The following is a 4,294-nucleotide window of genomic DNA, read 5'->3' as shown; positions in this document are numbered from 1 at the left end:
ATTCTATTCCTCACCCAGTAAATGGTATTGGTGGAGGAGCCAAAGTAATGATGCGGCCAGCAGCACCAGGTACAGGAGTTATTGCGGGGGGAGCTGTTAGAACAGTTCTGGAACTAGCAGGTGTTCAGAATATATTAGCCAAACAGTTAGGCTCTAATAATCCATTAAATAATGCCAGAGCTGCTGTTAACGCTTTAGATGGCTTGAGGACATTAGCAGATGTAGCTCAAGAGCGAGATGTACCTATAGAAAATTTATATGTTTAGTCCCAAACTAGACTAATGGGAAATTGGATAATTAATGCCTACAGGACTTACGCACTCAAACAAGAAACCGGGTTTATTGCCCCGACCTTGTTTTTAATACCATTTCGCCGATAAACCCGGTTTCTGCTTCGGGAGGATGTCAAGGTAAATTAACAGCTAATAAAGATTAATAAATATGCGATTAAAAGATGCAATTCCAAAAAAAGGTTCCCAACAGCGCGGTCGTAGAGTAGGCCGGGGAATCTCCGCAGGCCAAGGTGCAAGCTGCGGTAAAGGGATGCGGGGTCAAAAATCTCGGTCTGGTCGCAGCACCAGACCAGGATTTGAAGGTGGCCAAAATCCCTTATATCGTCGCTTGCCAAAATTAAAAGGTTTTCCGATGGTAAATCGGAAAAAATACACGATTATAAATGTGAGTAAGTTAGCATCATTGCCAGCTAACACAGAGGTAACTCTTGCTTCCCTAATGGAAGTTGGAATTATTACCAGCGACGATGGTCCACTTAAAGTCCTGGGAGATGGAGAGTTGAACGTCGCACTCAAAGTTCATGCAGCAGCTTTTACAGCTTCAGCTAGAACAAAAATAGAAGCAGCAGGTGGCAGTTGCCAAGAAATCGGCTCTAAAACTGTCTCTAATGAAGACTCAACAGACGGACAAGAGAACTAACATATCTGAAAGCGGAGGATTCTGCCCAACTTTGCTAAAATCAAAAATATAAAAAACAAAATCTCAAATAGATATGGACATTAGTAGAGACAAGGCACCAACTGCTCAAGAGACATTCTTGCAGATGGCCCAAGCTGCCGGGTTGCGAGGGCGAATTCTCGTAACAATAGGTTTACTCCTGTTGGTGCGCTTAGGTGTTTACCTACCAGTACCAGGGATAGATAGAGAAGCTTTTAAAGAAACAATTGGAAATCAGGCTTTAACTGGATTCCTCGACCTTTTTTCTGGTGGTGGTTTTTCCGCATTAGGTATTTTTGCATTAGGAATCATACCCTATATTAACGCATCAATTATTATTCAATTGATGACCGCAGCTCTACCAAGTTTGGAAAACTTGCAGAAAAATGAAGGTGAGGCAGGACGTCGCAAGATTTCTCAAATTACTCGTTATGTGGCGTTGGGTTGGTCAGTTTTACAAAGCTTTGGTTTAGCAATATTTCTGAATAACTCATCTGGAGAGATTAATGGAGAATTTGTAACTGTAGCAATTAATCCAGGACCTTTCTTTATTGCTAAAACTATTTTGGCAATTACAGCAGGTTCAATGTTTGTGATGTGGATATCAGAATTAATCACAGAAAGAGGTATTGGAAATGGCGCATCCTTACTTATTTTTGTGAACATCGTTGCTGTACTTCCTCAGTCATTAGGGGACACGATTAAATTGTTTGAAGGAGGAGACCGGGCGATCGTTGGCCGGGCAATTATTTTGTTGCTGGTGTTCCTAGTAATGATTGTTGGTATTGTATTTGTGCAAGAAGGAAGTCGCAGAATTCCTATACTTTCAGCTCGTCGTCAAGTAGGTAGAAAACTATATCGGGAAACAAAAAGCTATCTACCTTTACGATTGAATCAAGGTGGAGTAATGCCCATCATCTTTGCCTCAGCAGTTCTGATATTACCTGTATCCTTAGCTCAGTTTGCCAATAGCCCTATTATATCTCAGATTGCTACTGCGATAAGTCCTAGTGGTCCTACTCCTTGGCTGTATGCTTTATTTTACTTCGTTTTGATTTTATTCTTCAGTTATTTCTACGCATCCCTAATTATGAACCCAATTGATATGTCGCAGAATCTGAAGAAAATGGGGGCAAGTATTCCAGGTATTCGTCCAGGTAAAACTACTAGCGAGTATATAGAGAAAGTTTTGAATCGCTTGACTTTCCTGGGAGCTATTTTCCTAGGTTTAGTAGCAATAGTTCCGACTGCGGTAGAAAGTGCCACCCGTGTACCTACATTTAGAGGATTAGGAGCTACTTCTCTATTAATTCTAGTAGGTGTAGCAATAGATACAGCGAAACAGATTCAAACTTATGTTATCTCCCAAAGATACGAAGGAATGGTGAAGCAATAGTGGTAAAACTGGTTTTTTTGGGTCCGCCAGGGGCAGGGAAAGGAACACAAGCTTCTCTAATAGCAGAGTTTTACCACGTTCCTCATATTTCTACGGGTGATATTTTGCGCTCTAATGTAGCAGAAGAATCTCCTTTGGGTATTCAAGCCAAAGAATATATGGATAAAGGCGATCTAGTTCCTGACGAACTTATCCTTGATATGGTTCAAAAAAGATTGGAAAACCCTGATGCTCAGAATGGTTGGATTCTAGATGGCTTTCCCCGGACTGTAACTCAGGCAGAGGAGTTTGTCAAAAAACTTTTGTCTACAAGTACAAATGAAAATGAGACTGAAACAGGAAAAGCTAAAATTAGTAATTCTTTTCAAGTCATTAATTTACAAGTGCCGGATGATATTTTAGTAGCTCGTTTGTTATCAAGGGGTCGTCAAGATGATAATGAAGAAACTATTAAAAATCGTTTACAAGTTTATTATCAACAAACAGAACCTTTGATTGAGTTTTATGAAGCAAGTCAACAGTTAATTACTGTAGATGGAAATCATGCGATTGATGCTGTGACTGATTCTCTGAAACAAGCGGTTGATCAACTAAGCTGAAGTAACTTGGAATCAGATTTTGAAGGTGAAAAATTTAAACTTTTTATACCTAAAATTAGATTTTTGAAGTTACATAAGCCAGCTAAATATTTGTAGAGATATTATCCCTCATACTGAATAACCTCTAAAAATTAAAAACTTTTGATAAGATATGTTAAGGGAATCAACTGAAATAATCAGGCTAATCCCAAACTAAATTTCTTACTTGCAGGGTTGAGGTTATTAAAAGTTGGCTAAACAAGATCTCATAGAAATGGAGGGAACAGTGACGGAATCCCTACCTAATGCTATGTTCAGGGTAGACTTGGATAATGGGTTTAATGTACTAGCTCATATTTCCGGTAAAATCCGTCGTAATTACATCAAAATTCTACCAGGCGATCGAGTCAAGGTAGAGTTAACACCCTACGATTTGACAAAAGGCCGAATCACCTATCGACTTCGGAAAAAATAGTATTTATACAACCTATTTTTAAGATTTTGTCAGATTCGTAGAGGTTCAGCTTAGTTGCTGAAAATATATCTAGATGATATAATATAAAATTTGTAGCGTTGCCAAAAAAGGCATGAAAGTTAGAGCATCTGTCAAAAAAATTTGTGAAAAGTGTCGTGTTATTCGTCGTCGAGGGCGAGTAATGGTGATATGTGTTAACCCCAAACATAAACAACGTCAAGGTTAGACATAATCTTAGACACAGATATTAAGAGTATAGTAGTCCATACTCATCAAGCTGATGTAAATTCTATCTAAAGGTGAGGGAGAAAAAGTAAAGTGGCACGAATTTCTGGGGTAGACCTCCCACGCGATAAGCGTATAGAAATTGGTCTGACATATATATATGGAATAGGACTATCTCGGTCTCAAGACATCTTAGCTGAAACAGGTGTAAATCCTGATATCCGTGTCAAGGATTTAAGTGATGCGGATGTAGCAGCACTTCGTTCTGTAATCCAAAACAACTATCAGGTTGAAGGAGACCTCAGAAGATTTGAAGCCATGAGCATCAAACGATTGATGGACATTGGTACTTATCGAGGTCGCCGACATAGAATGGGTTTACCAGTTAGAGGACAGCGAACTCGCACCAATGCAAGAACTCGTAGAGGTGTACGGCGAACTGTAGCTGGTAAGAAGAAAGCTGCTGCTAAGAAGTAGAAGTTTGCTTGTATATGTATATTTTTATTTTTGGAAGCTCTTAGTTAAGAAAAGATTAGTATCTATCTAATTAAATAAAGTCTGATGAAAATTCAGTCCAATCTTTAATAACGAGTATTATTTGATTAGATTATACTTATGTCTTAATCTTACATAGCTTATTTAAGTAAAAATACTTATACTATGTAATGC

Annotated in this window: 6 protein-coding genes and 1 pseudogene; all 7 read left to right on the top strand. The window is 38.7% G+C overall.

Translation table 11 applies throughout. The features are described from left to right. Positions 1 to 266: pseudogene (locus AFK68_RS08170) on the top strand (30S ribosomal protein S5); the annotation flags it as partial. Positions 267 to 441: 175 nt separating this feature from the next. After that, positions 442 to 933, top strand: coding sequence for a 50S ribosomal protein L15 (gene rplO, locus AFK68_RS08165; RefSeq protein ID WP_094672310.1), 492 nt, complete (start codon positions 442 to 444; stop codon positions 931 to 933). A gap of 73 nt (positions 934 to 1,006) precedes the next feature. Beyond that, positions 1,007 to 2,347 carry a preprotein translocase subunit SecY gene (secY, locus tag AFK68_RS08160; protein WP_094672309.1) on the top strand — a complete coding sequence of 447 codons (1,341 nt, stop codon included), beginning with the start codon at positions 1,007 to 1,009 and terminating at the stop codon, positions 2,345 to 2,347. After that, positions 2,347 to 2,946, top strand: coding sequence for an adenylate kinase (locus tag AFK68_RS08155; protein WP_094672308.1), 600 nt, complete (start codon positions 2,347 to 2,349; stop codon positions 2,944 to 2,946). Before secY ends, AFK68_RS08155 begins: the two co-directional genes overlap by 1 nt. A gap of 229 nt (positions 2,947 to 3,175) precedes the next feature. Next, positions 3,176 to 3,400, top strand: a complete 225-nt coding sequence (gene infA, locus AFK68_RS08150) for a translation initiation factor IF-1 (RefSeq protein ID WP_008191178.1) — start codon at positions 3,176 to 3,178, stop codon at positions 3,398 to 3,400. 112 nt (positions 3,401 to 3,512) lie between these two features. Beyond that, the gene (rpmJ, locus tag AFK68_RS08145; protein WP_011612502.1) at positions 3,513 to 3,626 is read left to right on the top strand and encodes a 50S ribosomal protein L36; all 114 of its coding nucleotides are present in this window, start codon (positions 3,513 to 3,515) and stop codon (positions 3,624 to 3,626) included. Between the two features lie 92 nt (positions 3,627 to 3,718). Next, complete coding sequence (rpsM, locus tag AFK68_RS08140) at positions 3,719 to 4,102, top strand: 30S ribosomal protein S13 (RefSeq protein WP_094672307.1); 384 nt, start codon at positions 3,719 to 3,721, stop codon at positions 4,100 to 4,102. Positions 4,103 to 4,294: the final 192 nt, after the last annotated feature.

Source organism: Hydrocoleum sp. CS-953 (assembly GCF_002260545.1).
Lineage (GTDB): Bacteria > Cyanobacteriota > Cyanobacteriia > Cyanobacteriales > Microcoleaceae > Trichodesmium.
The sequence above is the reverse complement of the archived record's forward strand: the minus strand, read 5'-3'. Positions and strand labels throughout refer to the sequence as shown.